Origin of the sequence: Wolbachia endosymbiont (group A) of Sympetrum striolatum (assembly GCF_947250715.1) — a bacterium.
In the GTDB taxonomy this organism is placed as follows: Bacteria; Pseudomonadota; Alphaproteobacteria; order Rickettsiales; family Anaplasmataceae; genus Wolbachia.
The window spans coordinates 1,413,944-1,432,798 of the sequence record NZ_OX366342.1 but is presented as its reverse complement, the minus strand read 5'-3'; the positions used below and the strand labels follow the sequence as shown (position 1 = coordinate 1,432,798).

13 protein-coding genes are annotated in these 18,855 nt (G+C 35.0%); 4 read left to right on the top strand and 9 right to left on the bottom strand.

The window, feature by feature from the left end; all coding sequences use genetic code 11:
- Positions 1 to 488: 488 nt before the first annotated feature.
- A complete protein-coding gene (gene gltX / locus OOK87_RS06965) occupies positions 489 to 1,919 on the bottom strand; it encodes a glutamate--tRNA ligase (RefSeq protein ID WP_264688428.1) in 1,431 nt (476 codons plus the stop codon).
- Between the two features lie 149 nt (positions 1,920 to 2,068).
- Between gltX and OOK87_RS06960 the strand changes: the two genes are divergently transcribed.
- Complete coding sequence (locus OOK87_RS06960; protein ID WP_253309461.1) at positions 2,069 to 2,821, top strand: ankyrin repeat domain-containing protein; 753 nt, start codon at positions 2,069 to 2,071, stop codon at positions 2,819 to 2,821.
- Between the two features lie 72 nt (positions 2,822 to 2,893).
- Positions 2,894 to 4,972 carry an acetyl-CoA carboxylase biotin carboxylase subunit gene (locus tag OOK87_RS06955; protein WP_264688427.1) on the top strand — a complete coding sequence of 693 codons (2,079 nt, stop codon included), beginning with the start codon at positions 2,894 to 2,896 and terminating at the stop codon, positions 4,970 to 4,972.
- On the opposite strand, the gene OOK87_RS06950 is transcribed toward OOK87_RS06955, so the two are convergent.
- From OOK87_RS06950 to OOK87_RS06925, 6 genes are read right to left on the bottom strand one after another with little or no spacing between them, the layout of a single operon-like run.
- On the bottom strand, positions 4,955 to 5,953 hold the full coding sequence (locus tag OOK87_RS06950; protein ID WP_264688426.1) for a COX15/CtaA family protein: 999 nt from the start codon (positions 5,951 to 5,953) through the stop codon (positions 4,955 to 4,957). The two genes, OOK87_RS06955 and OOK87_RS06950, sit on opposite strands and share 18 nt — an antisense overlap.
- Positions 5,935 to 7,533: a glycosyltransferase family 2 protein gene (locus OOK87_RS06945; RefSeq protein ID WP_319803109.1), complete on the bottom strand. Its 1,599-nt coding sequence runs from the start codon at positions 7,531 to 7,533 to the stop codon at positions 5,935 to 5,937. The genes OOK87_RS06950 and OOK87_RS06945 overlap by 19 nt, the downstream gene beginning before the upstream one ends.
- A 14-nt stretch (positions 7,534 to 7,547) precedes the next feature.
- Entirely contained in the window at positions 7,548 to 8,024 is a 477-nt protein-coding gene (locus OOK87_RS06940; protein WP_064125097.1) for a F0F1 ATP synthase subunit B family protein, read from the bottom strand.
- Between the two features lie 8 nt (positions 8,025 to 8,032).
- On the bottom strand, positions 8,033 to 8,512 hold the full coding sequence (locus OOK87_RS06935) for a F0F1 ATP synthase subunit B family protein (protein WP_264688424.1): 480 nt from the start codon (positions 8,510 to 8,512) through the stop codon (positions 8,033 to 8,035).
- Between the two features lie 3 nt (positions 8,513 to 8,515).
- A complete protein-coding gene (locus OOK87_RS06930; protein ID WP_250294934.1) occupies positions 8,516 to 8,743 on the bottom strand; it encodes a F0F1 ATP synthase subunit C in 228 nt (75 codons plus the stop codon).
- Positions 8,744 to 8,802: 59 nt separating this feature from the next.
- Complete coding sequence (locus tag OOK87_RS06925; protein WP_264688423.1) at positions 8,803 to 9,528, bottom strand: F0F1 ATP synthase subunit A; 726 nt, start codon at positions 9,526 to 9,528, stop codon at positions 8,803 to 8,805.
- 230 nt (positions 9,529 to 9,758) lie between these two features.
- Here OOK87_RS06925 and OOK87_RS06920 point away from each other — a divergent pair, with 230 nt between their 5' ends.
- Positions 9,759 to 10,046, top strand: coding sequence for a hypothetical protein (locus OOK87_RS06920; RefSeq protein WP_253309467.1), 288 nt, complete (start codon positions 9,759 to 9,761; stop codon positions 10,044 to 10,046).
- Positions 10,047 to 10,166: 120 nt separating this feature from the next.
- A complete protein-coding gene (pheT, locus tag OOK87_RS06915; RefSeq protein WP_264688422.1) occupies positions 10,167 to 12,563 on the top strand; it encodes a phenylalanine--tRNA ligase subunit beta in 2,397 nt (798 codons plus the stop codon).
- Here the strand turns inward: pheT and OOK87_RS06910 are convergent.
- Positions 12,557 to 15,244 (bottom strand): hypothetical protein, encoded by a 2,688-nt coding sequence (locus OOK87_RS06910; RefSeq protein ID WP_253309469.1) that lies wholly within the window; start codon positions 15,242 to 15,244, stop codon positions 12,557 to 12,559. The two genes, pheT and OOK87_RS06910, sit on opposite strands and share 7 nt — an antisense overlap.
- 68 nt (positions 15,245 to 15,312) lie before the next feature.
- Positions 15,313 to 18,699 (bottom strand): isoleucine--tRNA ligase, encoded by a 3,387-nt coding sequence (gene ileS, locus OOK87_RS06905; protein ID WP_253309963.1) that lies wholly within the window; start codon positions 18,697 to 18,699, stop codon positions 15,313 to 15,315.
- Positions 18,700 to 18,855 lie beyond the last annotated feature (156 nt).

Below are 18,855 nucleotides of genomic sequence, written 5' to 3'. Positions count from 1 at the left end.
CCTACTTAACCATCATACTGCTGCGGTATCTCTTAGCCGCTAACACATAGCGGAATGACGAAGTTATCGTCATTCCACCGCGAACCGTCATACCGCGATTCATTCGCGGTATCTCATCCGCTAACAAGAGATCCCGCTAACACGTAGCGGGATGACGGTTGTCGTTTAGCTACAAACGTTAAGAAATTTACCAAACGAAAAAAAAGGCAAAAGAAGCCCCGTGGTGCGAGTTTTGACTCTATATTACTGTAAGTGGCGCTGTAATAATGTGCTAACGCTTAAAATAAGCGCGATTTGGCTGAATGTAGAAAAAATAAAAAAGACATGCAGCCGCTATAATTTTATGTAATCCGCCAAAAAATACCCTGAGTTTTTTACTGAATTTTGTCATTGAGCCTGCAGGTCAAAAACAAGTTTTGAGTCATAAATACCCTTATTGTCATAATAAGGGGGCTGGCGGAGTTTGTCAAGAAATTTTCTTATTTCATTTAAATTGCTTGTAACCTTCTTATACACTCGTCTTTACCAAGAATCACCATGATATCGATGATTCCAGGTGCATCCATTACTCCAGTTATAGGGGCACGTAATGAGTGGTATACACTGCTTATTTTCATATCATGTGATTTTGCACATTCCTTGATCTGAGAAGATAAAAAACCCTTATTCCAATTTTCATCACCGATCTTTGACAGAAATGATGCGAGTAACTTAATTATATTGAGGTTAGATTTGACAATTTGACAAGCTTCTTCACTTAAATCAAGTGGCGGATCTTGAATATAAAATTTTGCTAAATCCAATAATTCGGTCAGGTAGTTTGCTCTTTTTTTCAGCTCTGTCAGTCCCTGCAGTAAATAGCCCTTTTTTTTGTCAGTTAGAGTATTTTCTCTAAGCATTAGAGTCAGAATATCTTCATTGCTCATATTACTAATATAGTGGTTATTCAAATGCTCCAGTTTTTTGAAATCGAGCCGTGCAGGTGAACGACCAATACTTTCTAAATTAAACCACTCTATTGCTTGCTCATCGCTAATAATCTCATCGTTGCCGTGACTCCAGCCAAGTCTCAGCAAGTAATTACGCATCGCTTTTGGCAATATTCCCATCTTTTCATAATCGCAAACGCTTGTGGCACCATGCCTTTTGGATAGCTTATTCCCATCTTCCCCATGGATAAGCGGTACGTGTGCAAAACGTGGAACATCAAAATCAAGAGCCTGGTATATTAGCAATTGCTTAAAAGTATTAGTGAGATGGTCAGAACCGCGTATTATATCAGTTATTCCAGCATCATGATCGTCAACTACCACGGCGAAAATATATGTTGGAGTGTTATCAGAGCGTAAGATCACTATATCATCAAGCTGGTCGCTATTTACTTTGATTTGGCCGTATATTTTATCATCAACGACGATCTCTTGCGAGTCTGGCACTTTGAAACGGATAACTGACCTCACACCCGATGTCATTCCAGCGCGTGACCAAATATTTTTTTCTGGATCCCAGTGTCGAGCACTGGGATGACAAGAAGGAGGTTTTGTAGTACATTTATGCTTGTATATCTTGCCCTCTTCTCTTGCTTTTATTTTCTTTTCTGCAACTTCATCTTCAGGGCAGTAACAGTGATACGCCCTACCCTTCTCAACTAAAAGGTTTGCTACTTCTTTATGCCGCTCTATTCTTTTTGACTGATATACTATTTCTCCATCATAACTCACACCGAGCCATTTTAGCCCTTCTATAATTGCATCAATTGCTTCTTGTGTTAAACGTTTTCTGTCGGTGTCCTCAATCCTTAGCAAAAACCTGCCACCATGGTGCCTCGCGTAGAGCCAATTAAATAAAGCAGTACGAGCCCCTCCAATGTGCAAAAACCCTGTTGGTGATGGAGCGAATCTAGTTACTACGTCTGGCATATTTGTCTATTACAGTAATGTAAATGATGATAGCTAAAATTTATGCTTGCAACAATGTGGAATTTATTTATTCTGAGAGATAAGATTTACTTGTTTTTCATAAGTTATGTTGTATAATTTATTATTGGTTGAATATAGCGAGGTGAGTTATGGATGGACTTGTAGATATAGCAAAATTGCTTTCAGATAATGAAGCTACTGTCAGTTGGCGTTACACCGGCCCTTTTGATAAAACAAAACAAATAGTACGGGCAGATAATCTCTTGCATCTAGCTGCAAGAATACCAAAAAAAGATAAATTTGTAGACATTTGCAGGAAGAACATTGCTTCTGTAACTGCCCATAATGAATATGGAAATAATCCATTTCATGAAGCAGCAAGGAGTGGGATTTTGCTGCCTGCAGTAAAAGAGATTGTGCATTACTTAGAGACGGAAGCTGATAACAAAATTACAAAAGCAGAAGAAGCTGGAGATCGGAAAGAAGTAAGCAGATTGAAAGAGGAACTCAAATGTAATAAAAAATATATTAAAGATGCGCTCTGCAGTAAAGACCATGCTTTTAATAAGAAAAGGGAAACTCCTCTTTATTACTTAGATGCTGCACAACAGAAAGAAATTAAGCAAATCGCAGACATAAAAGACAGCTTTATATGTAATCAGAAGTTTCACCTGTGTTTATATATAGTAGGGGCTATAGCGTGTATTGCTGCCTTGTGTTTATCTTTATATTTTCTGTATCTATCTTCTCAGACTTTTGCACTAAGCTCGATGGTTGCAATAGCTTCTGGCGGAGTCACATACCTGTCAGTTAAGGCATGTAACGAGATACATGCCTTGCATAACGAAAGCACTTTAGTGGAAACTAATGTACAACTTGCAGGAGAAGGTTTGGGTGTTTGATGAAGCTAGAAATTACTTGCAGGCAATGATATAGAAATTTACTTTCTTAACTTAAGAAAGTATACTGATACGATGACGGAAAAGAAGTACAGTAAGATTTTAATAGCAAACAGAGGAGAGATTGCTTGCAGGATTATCAGAACTGCCCATAAGATGGATATATCTTGTGTATGCGTATATTCGGATGCGGATATAAATTCTGTGCATGTAAGGCAAGCAGATGAGTCGAGGTATATTGGCCCTTCGCCATCTTGCCTCAGTTACTTAAACATCGAAAAAATATGCGAGGTAGCAGTTGAAACAGGTGCACAGGCAGTTCATCCTGGTTATGGGTTTTTAGCGGAAAATCCAGATTTTCCACGTGCTCTTCAAAAACATAATATAGACTTCATCGGTCCCAGTGCAGAAACAATAGAAGTTACAGCCAATAAAATAACGGCAAAAGAAGAGGCAAGAAAGGCTAGAGTAAATGTAGTACCAGGATATATGGGCAAGATTAAAGATGTCGCTCATGCAGCCATCGTTGCTGAAGAAATTGGCTTTCCGGTTATGCTTAAAGCTGCATCAGGCGGTGGTGGCAAAGGAATGCGAATTGTAAATTCCAAAAAAGAAATTGAACTAGCGTTCACATCAGCAACAAATGAAGCAGAGAAAAGTTTTAAGGATGGCAGTATCTTTATAGAGAAATATATAGAACTACCAAGACATATTGAAATACAAATCATAGCAGATAAATATGGCAATATAGTGTGTCTTGGAGAAAGAGAATGCTCTATACAAAGGAATAACCAGAAAATAATGGAAGAAACGCCAAGTCCATTCATTAGTGAAGAAGTAAGACAAAAAATGTATGTCCAATGTGTTTCTCTGGCAAAGCAAGTTGGCTATTTTTCAGCAGGCACTGTTGAGTTTGTTGTAGATAAAGACCAAAACTTCTATTTTCTTGAGGTAAATACGAGATTGCAAGTTGAGCATCCAGTAACAGAATTTATAACTGGAATAGACATAGTAGAAGAAATGATTAGAACTTCCTGTGGAGAGAAATTGAGATTCAATCAGGATGATATTAAACTTACTGGTTCTGCAATAGAAAGTAGAATTTGCGCTGAAGACCCATCGAAGAAATTTTTCCCTTCCAGCGGAAGAATAAAATATTACGATAAACCGGATGAAAATGATTATGTAAGAATAGATGATGGAGTTGCTGCAGGTTCAGAAATTAGCACGTTCTATGACTCAATGATTGCAAAAGTTATAACATATGGAAAAGATAGAGTAGAAGCGATCAGTAGAATGCAAAAAGCATTGTCTGAATGCTATATAGAAGGAGTAACAAATAATATAGAATTTCTAGAATCCATCTTCCATCACCCAAATTTTATTGCAGCAAAGCTCCATACGAGATTCATTCCAGACCATTACCCTAGTGGGTTTCACGGCGATTTTGTTACAGAGGAGTATATTAAAATATTTATTTTCACTGCGTTATATGTTCATTTGGAAAATGAAGAAAGGTACCATCATAAAGCAGTGAATGAAACACCTCAGGTGTCATTCCAGTGCGTGACACTGGAATCTAGTAAAAAAGAAGGGGCACCAGTATCAGCTACTCGGATGGCAGGTGACCGTGCAAGAGATTTATTCATAGTGAATATAAATGACAATGAGTACTCCGTAAGTGCAAGATATCAAGATAATATATTAACAACAGTATATAACCACAATACATACTCTGTAGTAGGCAAGTGGAAATCAAGTCATAAGTTACTATATATTACAATTAATGATGATGCTGATATAACATTTAAAGTAGAAAAACAAGGCAGCAAATACTTCATAAGACATGCAGGCATGAAAGCTGAGTGTTGTATATTTAAGCCTCATGTAGCTGAATTAAGTAGGTTAATGCTAAATAATGAAACAGAAGGGATTTCAGCAGATGCTGTAAAATCCCCAATATCTGGCTTATTAGTTAAGTTGCACGTAAATATAGGAGATCAGGTGGAAATAGGACAACCTTTATTTGTGGTGGAGGCAATGAAAATGGAAAATATCATATGTGCTGAAGCAGCAATGGTGATAAAAAATATTCTCGTTCAAGAAGGAAAAAATGTGCAGATTGGTGATGTAGTATTAGCTCTGCTTTCTTAAATAACACAAGAAGTATAAACTTGACCCAAACAAGATAGATGAAAACACTTGATGAGCTATGGCAATGGCTATTGGTATGTGCAATAATAGAGTAATTACACCCAAAATGATCTGAATGATAACGGAGAGCAGCATAATATATACCGGTTTTACGCTAGCATTTTTTACTGTGAGTATTACTACCAAAGCTAGTATTAGCAATGCCAGTGCTCGATGTATAAATTGCACTGTTGCTCTGTTCTCAAAGATATTCAGCCATATAGGGTGTAAGAAAAATAAATCTTCTGGAACGATTTGTCCGTCCATTAGTGGAAAGGTATTGTAAATCAAACCAGCATTTAATCCCGCAACAAACGCACCGAAAATTATTTGTATTACAATTAGGGCCAAAATCATCCCTGTGTAGTATATAGTGTCACTACTAATCTTAAGTTTAGTTTGCTTTGGCCTGATTTGGTAATCAAAAAATTGATATGACAATAATGCAAAGACAATTAATGCTAATAATAAGTGAAGTGCAAGCCTATAGTGGCTAACATGAGGTTCAGTTACTAAACCACTTTTAACCATATACCAACCAGCAAAAGCTTGTAAAGCTCCAAATAATAATGCCACAAATAGCCTTATTACTACCTTTTTAGATATTTTTCTTCTTAATGTAAAATATATAAATGGCAGGACAAAAACTAAACCTGTTAGTCTTGCAACCAATCTGTGTACATATTCTATTAAGTATATAGCCTGAAATTCCTCCATACTCATACCATAGTTGAATGCTTTATACTCAGGTGTAGTTTCATATTTTAATTTTTCTTGTAGCCAATCTTGTCCACTCAGTGGTGGCAATGTTCCAGTGATGGGTTTCCACTCCGTGATTGACAATCCTGCTTTTGAAAGTCTGGTAAATCCACCAATCCCCACCATGAGAATTACCATAATACAGCAGAGAAAAAGCCAAATAGCTACAGGTTTTGATTCCATAAACCATGCTGAGTTTTGTTCCATCGCTCAGGGTAAAGAATAAATTCCCATAAGGCAAGAAAAGCTGCAACACTATGTAGCAGACTATAGACCGGAAAAAATATCGATACTATATAAAAATAAAAAGGCATCTTTTGCTGTTTGACAGCTATTACCAAAAGAATCAGGTTAGTAACGTATACCACTACAAAGTAGTACAAAAATAATTCATTTAAAACTTTAGTTAATATCAATGAAAGCAGTAAAAATGGAGTAGTAAAAAATATAAAAGCTGCAGAGCCAACAAAAAGATTCAATAGCAAAATTCCCTTAAATCCAGTGTGTTTATAAAGTGACTTTATATTTTTTAAATGAACAATATAAGTTTGCATATAGCCTTTGATCCAGCGCGCTCTTTGCTTAATCCAAGCAAATACAGCAATTGGTGACTCTTCCAATGTTTCTGAGTCAATCATCCTGGTTTTATATCCCATTTGCGCAAGTCTCAAACCAAGGTCAGCATCTTCGGTAACACTATAAGCATCCCAGAAAAACAATTTTTTTAGAATTTTTACTGAAAAATGATTACTGCTACCACCCAAAGGCATTGGCATGTTCATTTTTTGGAATCCAGGCAATAAGTATTGAAACCAGTTCATATACTCCAGAGAAAAGGATTTTGTCAGAAAATTATGATCATAATTATAGTAATTCAACCTTGCCTTTACACAGGCAAGCTTATCGTCGCCCTTATTAAATTCAATCAGTGCTTTTTTTAACTGCAATGGGTCTGGTTTATCATCCGCATCATATATTACTGCATACTTTCCTCTAGCAAAGCTCATAGCATAATTGCATGACTTGGCTTTTGTTCTAGGCAAAGAGTGAGGCACTTTTATTACTTCAAAATACTGTGGTAAAGTGTACTTTTCTATAGCTGCTAGCGTTTCCTGGTCATCACTTTCTACCTGAAGCTTCACATCTAATTTCGATTTTGGATAATCCAAACTTTCAATGCTTTCGATTAATTGCTCTATCACTGCACTTTCTTTAAAAGCAGGCAATAAAATAGTATATATAGGAAAATCTTCTTCATTCAGCTTACTATAATCCACTTTTTGGTTGGAGGTTTCACATAAGTTAAAAATTGTAGCTATAAACTTGAATAAATAACTAGAACATCCGATTATAAATATCAACATCAAAGCAAAATATGTATATTTCTCTGTTAGTGTTAAAATTGAAGTTACAATAAAGAAAGAAGCAAAAAATATTGAGCTTAGTTTAATGCTTTTAGCTGAAAAATTAGCATTCTTGTAATATAAGTAGTTGCTTGCAAATTCTGAAATACCAAAGTGCGAGTTAAGAAGATTTAAAATCTGTTCGCTATCCACTTTTATTAATACATAGTCAATACCGTAATGAGCTTCGACCCAACGGTTGATATCTCGGCTTGTGTCTTCAACCATAAAAAAAGTAGTATCATTTAATTTTTGCCAAGGAATTATATTAAATTTATAGTAAAAAAGTTTCTCTTGCTCTTTGCATAAACTAGAATCAAACTTAATTTTTTCTACATTATCAGCTTGAAGTATAGGCAATTGTTGCATTAAACCTAATGCAATTTTTTATTTAAGTCACGTGAAAATGAAGATATGACCTCGCTACTACGCTTATCATCTTTACGTTCATGCATTATTTTTTTTACAGCATCAGCAGCTATATTCGCTGTGTTAGCCTGTAAGTCTCCAAGAGCTTTTTCAACTTGGTCAGTGACTTTCTTCAAGTTAGAATGGGCATTGTCATCTAATGTCTGATCTAGCTGCTGTCTATTGTGCTTAATGATACTATTAGCTTTATCAAGTGCTTCATTCATCATTTTATTAACTTCTGCATCTAATTCTTTGTATTTTTCAGAAGATTTTTTGTAATACTCCAACATATCTTTCCTGAATTTTTCAGTTTCTTCACTTGAAAATTTGCTTTTGTTACGCTTATTGTTAAGCGCATTTTTTATCACTTTCTTTAGCAATTTATACGAAAGGACAAAACTTACCAAGAAGGCAAGACCGATAATCAGTGATGTAGACATAAAAACCCCTAAAATTCTTTGGACACCAAGTCAGCAACAAACTCCTCTTCAATTTCAGAATTGGTCAATTTAGTATAATAAATTAAAGCAATACTAGTAGCCATTTGTTTTAACTGATCAGTATATTCAGATTTAAATTCTGCCACTTTTTCTTCAATAAGCTTGCTCATTTTTTTGTCTTCCTCTTCTAATATATTCTTAACATTAGCTCTCATTTCTTCTACCTGAGCAAGTGCATCATCTATGATCCTTTTTGCCTGTATTCTAGCTTGGTTTAAAGCGGCATTATACTTGGCAATCTGCTCTTCCGTGAGTCTTAAAAGATGAACAGAACTATTAAAAGAATCCAATACTTTTTTACTTCTAGTGCTTATTATTTCATCTAACTTTGGTAAAAATAAACAACTTACTACGAAAAAAAGTGAAGAGAAAAAAATTAAAAACCAAAAAACTTGAGAAAAGAAGTTTGAAACATCAAGCTGTGGCATGTGTTAAGCAACAAATATTAATAATACTGCAAGTAAAAACGCAAGCAATCCCATTATTTCAACCATAGCAGCACCAATATAAACGTAAGTTTTCATTTTACCTTCCGATTCAGGATTCCTCGCAATCCCATTCAGCATAGCAGAAAAGATATTAGCTATACCTAAACCAGCACCGAGCATTCCAAACGCAACTAAACCAATTGCTATAAATTTTAAAGCTACTAAATCCATATATTACCTTTAAACATTTCTTTATAATATAATTGTAAAATATTCTGCAAGGAAGTCAATTACTTTACTGCATCTGACAAATATACACATGTTAATATAGCAAATATATAAGCTTGTAAAACTGCAACAAATACTTCAAACCCTATCAATGCAATTATGAACAAAAACGGCGCAGGAGTGAGAAATATGTTCATATTTACAATAAACCCTGCTATCACTTTGATAATTGTATGACCCGCAATCATATTTGCTGCAAGCCTTATTGATAGGCTAATCGGCCTTACTAAATAAGCAAACAACTTAATAATAATTATTATAGGTGCAAGCCACGAAGGAGTTCCTTTTGGTAGCAATATGCGTAAAAATTCTACTCCCCTTTCTTTAAATCCAACAATCGTTATATAAATAAAAACCACCATCGATAAAGCGAAGGTGACTATCACATGACTTGTGACCGTGAAACTATAAGGAAGAACACCAACCAAATTACATGATAAAATGAAAATAAACACTGTAAATATCAATGGAATGTGCTGCAAGCCTTTGCTTCCAGTGTTACTTTCTATTATTGAAACAACAAAATCATATACATATTCAACTGCAGCTTGCAAATATCCTGGTATTACTGACCCCTTCTTTATTCCAAAAAGCAAAAAGAGTATCACCAATATCACCGAAATCATCATGAAAAGAGATGAATTGGTAAAGCTTACGTCATACCCAAATAACCTAGGTAACTCTATTATTGTATATACTTTAAACTGTTCCAGTGGATTTAATGCCATTTTAATCTGAACTATAAACAGTAAATAAAGTATGAATTTTATAGGACAAAGTCAAGAATTAAGATAAAGCCCTGTATCATTATAACATTGATACATTAACAAAATATGTAATTAGAGTGTTAATTACAGTCAGCTCTGTATTTTAAAACTTACTAATCTTATTAAATAATTCAATATCTTGACTTAACATCTTATTTTAATTATAATTTAATTTTTAGTGAGGTATTATTATGAACGAAATAGATTTTATTAACACTAATCATCCTTTAAATTTAGAGCAGGAATTTGGTAGTGGATACATTAAACTAACAGATGGCTCCTTTAACGAATATACTGGCCATTATCAAATGGGAAGCGAAATACTAGATAAAAGCCATAATATGATAGGAAACTTAACTATTGATGGTTACATTCATAACTTCCATGAAGATAACCACAATATGAATCTTAAGCTCTCTATGGAGATAGATTTAAAAGGTGATATCGAGAAGATAAATTCTCTCTACAATAATATATAAAATTACAAAAACTTCTGCATCCTTGTTTATGATGTAGAAGTTACCTTTTATTCCATTACAACAAGCTTTAAAAGCACTACATTTTATATTACAATAACTCTTTTATTTCTTTAAAGGTTCATGAAATTCACATTATCTTGGTTATTAGAACACTTAGAAACCAATGCTAGTTTAGAAGAAATTACCGATAAATTAACTCACATAGGGTTAGAAGTAGAAGATGTGATCGACAATACCAAATTAGCTGGTTTTATTGTTGCAAAAGTATTAGAAGTTGCACCTCATCCAAATGCCGATAAATTAAAATTATGTAAAGTAGATGACAGAAGTAAAACTCTACAAATAGTTTGCGGAGCAAACAATGTTAGAGAAGGTATGAAAACTGTGCTTGCATCTCTTGGTAGCACATTGCCAGAAAGTGATTTCACAATCAAGCCTACAAAAATACGAGGAGTGCTAAGTGAAGGGATGCTCTGCTCTGCTTCTGAACTTGCGCTAGTTCAAGAGGAAAGTGAAGGAATAATCGAGCTTTCCGATGATTATAAAGTAGGGGATAAATTTTTCAATTGTGACCCTGTAATTGATATAAATGTTACTCCAAACCGTGGAGATTGCTTAGGCATTTATGGAATAGCTCGCGACCTTGCTGCAACTGGAATTGGGACATTAAAGACTTTAAGCATTCCACAACTTACCAGCTCCATAAATTCACCAATCGATGTTGAAGTGACTGACGGAGAAAGTTTTATTAGTGGAATATACATCGCCAATGTAAAAAATCAAGAAAGCCCAAAGTGGCTAAAAGATAAATTGGAATCGATAGGAATGCGCTCCATTTCTACAATAGTTGACATTACTAACTATATTATGATATCTTTTAATCGTCCAATGCATGCGTTTGATGCAAACAAAGTAGATGGCAAACTTACAATAAGAAAAGCAAATGATGGAGAAAGCTTCTTTGCTTTAAATGGTAAGGAATATTTACTGGACAATAATATAAACATTTATTCTGATAGTAAAAATATTCATGGAGTTGCTGGAATTATAGGTGGAAAGTGCAGTGAATGTACTCTTGAAACCACCAATATTTTTTTGGAATTAGCTTTGCTCGATCCAATCTCTATCACTAAATCTTCAAGACAGCTCAGCATCTCCACAGACGCTAGTTACAGATTTGCACGTTCAATCGATCCTGGATTTACCCTTGATGGACTCAATCTTGCAGCCAAAATGATTTTGGATTTATGTGGTGGAGAAGTCTCAAGCATAGTGTCTGCCGGTAATCTAGATAAAGAATACACCTCTGTCATCCAAGTAGCTGACACTGGGATCCAGAAAAAACCATGCCGGAATGATGCTAAGATAAGCCTTGATTACCAAGATATAAACAAGTTTGGAAGTGTATCTGTATCACCTGATGAGACGTTCGATATCTTAACGAAACTAGGGTTTAGTATTGATAAAAAAACCGAAGGCAATTGGAATGTACAAGTACCAAGCTGGAGACCGGACGTGACTATACCTGCTGACCTAATTGAAGAAGTAACAAGAATATACGGCTATGACAAAATAAAAGAAGAACCACTACCAAATAATGTTGAAGAAGTAGATAGTACATACGACAATTTGCGTATTTTGATGACAAACAGAGGGTTTCATGAAGTGCTAACCTGGTCATTTATGAGTGAATCAACAGCTGAAAAATTTGGTTACTCGAATAAGTTATTTATCATCGATAATCCGTTTAACAATAACTTTAATATGATGAGACCAAGTATTATGCCAAATTTATTGCAAGTCACTGCTGATAATATTGCCCATGGAGTATCTGATCTTGCAATCTTCGAAATTGGGCCGATTTACGATGGTGAAGCTCAGTCTAAACATGTCTTAAGTGGAATAAGAACAGGAAATAATTTACCGCGAAACCATTATAATATTGATAGGAAAGTAGATGTTTTTGACGCAAAGGCTGATTGCATAGCAGCTTTGGAGTTTTTTAACGTCAATTGCGATAATTTAACGATAGAGAGAGCAGAAAAAGAACATTACCACCCAGGAAAGTCAGGCACTCTCTCTTTTAAGAATAAAGTAGCAGGTTATTTTGGAGAGTTGCATCCTAATATATTAGATCTTTTTGACATCAAGCAAAAAGTTGTAGGTTTTGAGGTAATACTAGAAAATATTGAAAATTTACCTGTAAGTAGAAAGAAATTTATCGATTATAAATACCAAAGTGTAAAACGTGATTTTGCATTTATTGTAAATAAGGATGTGGAAGTAGGTAACATAATCAATGTGGTAAAAAAAAGCTCAGAGCTCATCACAGAAGTTTTAGTATTTGACGTATACCATGGAAACAATATAGAACCGAATAAGATGTCTATAGCATTGTCAGTTACTTTCTGCTCTCCAATCCACACTTTAACTGAAAAAGAGATCCAAAAAGAATCAAGTGCTATAGTCAATTTGGTATATGAAAATACCGGAGGAACTTTGAGAACTCATCATTGAGTCACAATCATAGTGTTCTGCTTTTGCTGTGTCACACTTACTTCATCCAATCTATTCCCAATCTTGAATTCAACATCCTTAAAAAATCTATTCCACATTCCATGCAAATGCTCTTCTACTTTAGGCCATACATCATTTTTAAATGTTTTCCCATCATCAGAAAATACATCACCTATCAAGGCTCCTACTTCTTCATAACTTGATTCGAAATGTTGAAGAAATGTCTCTATTTCCTTATGAGTATCATGTGCCACACTCAACGCTTTTCCTTCTGTGCTCTTATCTTTGTTTACGGTAGCTGACCATCCAATCACATTATAATTAAAACCAACTTTAAGAGAGTTCCAAATCTTCCACAAACTATTCCCATTATCTTTTGGTACATTATTTATTATGAGGTTCGCTAACCTGTCTACCAGAGGAGACAATAAATCTTGACAAAAATGCTTGATATTATCTTTCGTTTTAATCACAGGATATTTGATGCATCTTTCTGCCAAATAGTACTCAAGTTCCGCTTCCTCTAATAATCTCTTAATTGCTTCTTCGTTAAAAGTTTCATGCTCGAACGCTTTCAGTAAATCATCTTCTATTATTGCAAATTTTATTTTTTCACGAGATTCCAGCTCTTCTCTATAATTATTTTTTGTTTCTTCATTTATCAACAATCCTTCTTTTTTTAACTCTAATTGCTCTAATGCTTCTAAAATTTCTTGGTTATTTCGCAAGCATAACTCTATTAACTCCATACTTGAAGATTTCTCTTCTTTACTATTTTTCTCAACATCCAAATCCTCATTCTGCTTTCCTATTATTTCCTTCAGTCTTGTAGGTTGCGTAAAATATTCTCCAATTTCTTTTCGATAAGAAACAATCTTGTTTACTAGACGTTTTTCATCTTCTCCATTGAATAGCATGTCCTTATTATCTTCTACATTCTTTATACTTTCCCCTTGCTTTTCAAATAACTCTTGAATTCTACATCTTGTTATTTCTAAATACATCTTCTCTACAAAGTCATTCACTTTATCCGAAGTCCTTGTTTCCTTTAATTCACTAAAATCTTCTGCTAAAGATTGCTTTATTTTTTTATCTGACTTACTCAGTAGAGTGTTAATAGTCCTTATTCTCGATTCTATTAGCCTTTCCTCAACTTTTTGATCATCATATTCAAATTTAAAAAGATCTTCTAATTTCCTTTTTAAAGCACCATCTTTTAAGTTACCGTTTTTCCTATTTTTATGCATCTCTTTTAATTTTTCACATATCCCATTATATCTTTTCTGTCCTATTTCTCTTAAATCCTTAATCTCTCTTTCAGCATTATCTAGAGCTTTCTTTGTTTCTTGAGGGTACATATCTTCATAAGTATTAATTATTGTCCTTTCAGCTATTTTCCCTTCTTTTATAAGCTGTTTCCATTTTGCTTTAAACATAGGAAGCCCTCTATCGTCCAAGTCATCTGGTACTTTTGCTCCTGCTTTTTTTAGATCTTCTAGTATCATTTCCTTTTCAGTCGGCAATTCCTTACCTTGGCTTTTCAGTTCTTGCTCCACTAATACCTCTTTCAGTCTTTCTTCTAATGAAAAATCTTCCTTTTCCTCTCTTCTTTTTTGTGCAAATTTAATTGCTTGTATAAAAGCAACTCGATAAGCATTTTGTATTAAGTAATTCACCAGTTTAGAATCTACACTATCCACCACTTTCAGTCTGAATTCGTTCAACAGTTCCTTCAGCTTATCATATGTAATATCTTTTCCTTCTAGCTTCATTAGCTCTTCCATAGTCTTTGCGAATTCCTGAATCGAAATTGCAAGCACATTCTTGATCTCATTACGTAAAGGCCTAAGGCCGTTTTTTAAATTGATATTAGCTGATAATTTCAGTATGGTATTATGTTCTGAATCACGTGCAACATTAAACCAACTACCATCTTTATCTTCATATAAATCTCTAAGTAATTGTTCAAATTGCGGTGGAAACTTAACTTCCATATCCCACTTAATGTCCGACTTACCAGCATCTATTTCACGAAAAGACACTTCAATATTCTGGTGTTCATTCTGATATAACCCATTACTTATTTTTAGAGCAGCAACCAAAGAATGAGATAACTTTCTGTTTGTAAGATAAAAAGTAGCTAAGGCGGGTGTTGCAGGAATAATTAAGGCTATAAGCACAGCTATATCAACAAGAATTGCAATTGCAGCAAGAACGCCATATGCCAATCTTTTTGCTGTACTTACCTCACTCTTTTTTGTTTTACTTTCCTCTGAACTGGTTTGTGTTTTACTGTTTGTTTTATATATAACTAACCCCAATGCAACAGAAGCAACATAAGGAAACATTAAAACTGATAGAGCTGAATTTAATACTTTCTTCTCCAGGCAAGCTCTGTTTATTTCCTTAAATATTTCGCTTGATATATTATACCAGGAAGTAAAAAAATCGGAGCCGTAACCTTTATAATGAAATATACTTAGTGGAATGCTAAAATCAGCACCTATTTTTTTTAAATTACTAACAGATTCTTGCTCTTCCAAAGTAGCAACAGGTCCTTCCTGTTTTTCTGAAGTAGCAAAAGATTCTCTTTGTAAATTAGGTTGTCCATTTAATGCATCTAAATCACCACTATTGTTATTTAAGTCAACAACTTCCTCACAACCTACAACAGCATTCATACCATAACCTTATCCAATTACCTTAAGTATAGCATAAATACTGACAATCTTGCAACTTTATTAAAAATCTAACGCTCAATGCTAACATTTAAATCCTGATATTCCTTAGAATAAAAGTTAGTTCCAATTTCTGTATTAATGTCCAAAGATAAGGCAAGGGTCTGCTCTTTTATATATTCAATCCACGTATTTATTGCTTCCTTAATTTTCTCATCTTCTGTTTTGATTATTACTCTGATTCTATCGGACATATGAAAATCAGCTTGTTTCCTAGTTTCCTGAATGAGCCTCACTACATCTCTTGCAAGCCCTTCTAGAATCAATTCATCATTTAAAGTAGTGTTTAGGATAACAACCCCTTTGTTGTTATCAAATACAGAGGAGAATTCACTGTTTGCTTTTAATAATAGTTCATATTCGCCTTTTTCTATGATATAATTTTCTGACTCGTCCCCCAAAAATATGAGACCTCTTTCTGTCATTCCAGCGCGTGACGCTGGAATCTGCGTCTGGATCCCAGTGTCAGCTACTCGGATGACACCGGATTCAACTTGTTTCCACTTTCCTTGTTTAACATATTGAACCAGTGTCTTAATCTTCTCCGGAATTCTTTTTCCAAGCACAGGGAAGTTGAGTTTTAACTCTAGTGATGCAATATCTTCAAGTCTGTTTACTAACTTCAGTTTTTTTACATTTACCTCATCTTTTATCATCTCTTGGTACTCATTTGAGTTTTCAGCACACTGGATCCCAGTGTCACGCACTGGGATGACAGAAAACGGCTCACCTTCAAGAAAACTACAGGAAGACTGATGATAAATGATCATACTGCCAAGTGGCTGTCTGATACGTATATTAAAAGTGTTTCTAATAGAGAGTGCAGAGTTACATATCTCTCTCACTAGATCCATTTTGGCAATGAGCTGACTATCAAACTTCTCTAATTGTGGGAAATCAGCCAAATGAACAGATGTTTCTTCATACTTAAGCCCTTGCCATATATTCTCTGTTATAAGTGGCAACAAAGGGGCTGCAGCTCTTAGTATGTAATAAAAAACCGTATATAGAACATTATAAGCATCAGTTTTATCCTGATCCAAATCACTTTTCCAAAAACGCTCGCGACTGCGACGAATATACCAATTATTTAGCACTTCAAAAAAGTTCATCAAAATTTTGCAAGCCTCTTGGGAGTTATAGCTGTTCATAGAAGTTTGGATACTTTCTACAGCTTCAAAACATTTGGAAATCATGTAGCGATCAATAGTACTTTGATAATCCTTACAAACTTCAGCTTTAATTCCATCTGCATTTGCATACATGGTAAAAAAGTGATAACTGTTCCAAATAGGTTTTATTACGTTTTTCAGAACGTCTCGTACTAAATTCCCTTCTTTATCAAGTAGCAAATTACCACCACAAACAATAGATCCAGAAAGCATAAGAAAACGCAGTGCATCAGAACCGTATCTATCAAAAACCTCCATTGGATCTGCATAGTTATTCAAACGCTTGGACAATTTTTGCCCTTTTACATCCAAAACAACACCGTGGCATATGCAGTTCTTAAATGGTTCCCTATCAAACAAAGCAGTGGACAATACAAAGAGCGTATAAAACCACCCCCTGGTTTGCGCTATATATTCAGTGATAAAATCTGCAGTTTCAAACCACTCCTTATTTTCAAACGGATAGTGGACTTGTGCGAATGGCATCGAGCCAGATTCAAACCAGCAGTCAAATACGTCAGGCACACGACGCATAACTGATTTTCCTGTTGGATCATCAGGATTTGGCCTCGTTAAAGTATCGATAAATGGTCTGTGCAAATCATCTACTTTAACATTAAAATCTCGCTCTAGTTCTTCTATCGAACCATATACATCCACTCTTGGATATCTTGTATCATCTGATTGCCACACAGGAATCGGAGTACCCCAGAATCGATTGCGTGAAATTGACCAGTCGTGTGCCCCTTCAAGCCATTTTCCAAATTGACCATCTCTAATGTGGTTTGGTATCCAATTAACTCTCTTATTTAGCTCTACCATTCTGCTTTTGAATTTTGTAACGGCAACATACCAAGAAGGCATAGTGCGATAGATCAAAGGAGTGTCAGTTCTCCAGCAGTGTGGATAATTGTGAATATATTGTTCAGTTTTGAACCAGTTTCCTTGTTCTTTCAATTTTTTTATTACTGTATCATTGGTATCAAAAACATGAACCCCTGCCAAATCTGAAACTTCAGCAGTAAATTTTCCACTGTTATCAATTGGACAAATAACTGGAATATCATGGCTTTGGCAAAGGTAAAAATCTTCCTCACCAAATCCAGGAGCAGTGTGTACAACGCCAGTACCATCTTCTCCTGTAACATAATCAGCAACAAAAACACGGAATGCATTCTTTGTATCTTTAAAGTAATCAAACAGCGGCTTATAGGAAAGGCCTGCAAGATCATTCGCTTTAAGTTTTATATTGCAGTTTTCATATGGAATATTGTTTTGTTCAGAGTGGCTGATAAATTTTTCTAGGTAGCTTTCAGCGAAAATATAAATTTCACTCTTCACTGAACTCCTTTCATTAACTTCTGTCATCCCAGTGCTTCGACACTGGGATCCAGAAATAGATTCCAGCGTCACGCGCTGGGATGACACCAAAGAGTGGACTGACACTGCACAATACTTGATGTCCTTTCCTATCGCCAATGCCAGATTGCTAGGAAGAGTCCAAGGAGTTGTAGTCCAAGCAAGTAATTTACATTTTTGTTTAACACTTTTAAACTGCTGTGGGTTTTCTAAAAGCTCAAATGCAACAGTTACAGCTTTGCTAGTCTTTTCTCTATATGCGTTATCAAGCCTTGTTTCAAAATTGGATAATGGAGTTTCGCACGCCCAGCTATATGGAACAACGCGTACTGATTCATACACTAGACCCTTATCATAAAGCTGTTTAAATGCCCACATGACCGACTCCATGAATGATTTATCCATGGTTTTATAGTCATTATGAAAATCCACCCACCTTGCCTGCCTATTGACATATTTTTCCCACTCTGATGAAAATCTCATTACAGAAGTACGACAATGGTTATTGAATTTTTCAATGCCGAATTTTTCTATCTCAGTTCTACCAGATATTCCAAGTTCTTTTTCTGCACCCATCTCAGCCGGTAATCCATGGCAATCCCAACCAAATCTACGTTCAACCCTTTTTTGAAGCATAGTTTGATATCTTGCAAATGCGTCTTTGATGAAACCAGTGAGTAAATGTCCATAATGTGGAAGTCCATTTGCAAACGGAGGCCCATCATAAAACACAAAACAATTATCCTTGGAACGTTCTCCAACTGACCGCTCAAAGACTTTATTTTCCTGCCAAAATTTTATGATTTCTTTTTCTAACGACGAAAAATCAGGACTACTTACTGTATCAGGATAATGCTTTGACTTCATGTTCATTTTGACCGGATAAAGCCAAAGAATATAGGGCTTTCTAGAAAATTACAAATGCAAAAAGAAACAAACTTATTCCTGCACCCCACGCCCTATAGCTAACACAATCCCACGTCATACCGCGATTCATTCGCGGTATCTCAGCTTAACCGTCAT